The sequence below is a fragment of the Acidovorax sp. MR-S7 genome (assembly GCF_000400995.2).
Taxonomy (GTDB): Bacteria; Pseudomonadota; Gammaproteobacteria; order Burkholderiales; family Burkholderiaceae_C; genus MR-S7.
Genome location: NZ_DF238904.1, coordinates 1 through 410 on the forward strand (window position 1 = coordinate 1; position 410 = coordinate 410).

Here is a 410-nt window from a genome sequence, read left to right on the forward strand (position 1 = left end):
GGCTCTGTCACAAATCTGTGTTGGTAGTATGTGGGCCAACGCGTTGACGGAGTGGGTTTGCCATGCGGAAGAGGGAATTCGAGCGATTGCTGGTGTCGCTGGACGGGCTCAGCCCGGCCCAGCTGCGCCAGGTATCCCAGAAGGTCGGTAGCCTCAATGAGCGCCGGGAGGTCCAGGACCTGACCGACAAGCGCGTGGAGGCGCTCGGCGCCTGCCCGCACTGCGGCAATGTCGAGTTCGCCCGCTGGGGAAGGACCGGTGCCGGGGACCAGCGGTACCGCTGCGGAGGCTGCTTCAAGACGTTCACCAGCTTGACCGGGACGCCCTTCTCCCGGGTTCACAACAAAGCCAAGCTGCTGGAGAACGCGTCCTGCATGAAGGACCTTTTGAGCGTCCGAGACGCGGCTGAG

At 64.1% G+C, this 410-nt stretch carries 1 pseudogene; it reads left to right on the forward strand.

Features of this window, described 5'->3' with window-relative positions:
* Positions 1 to 62: 62 nt before the first annotated feature.
* Positions 63 to 410 (forward strand): annotated as a pseudogene (locus AVS7_RS05675) (IS1595 family transposase); the annotation flags it as partial.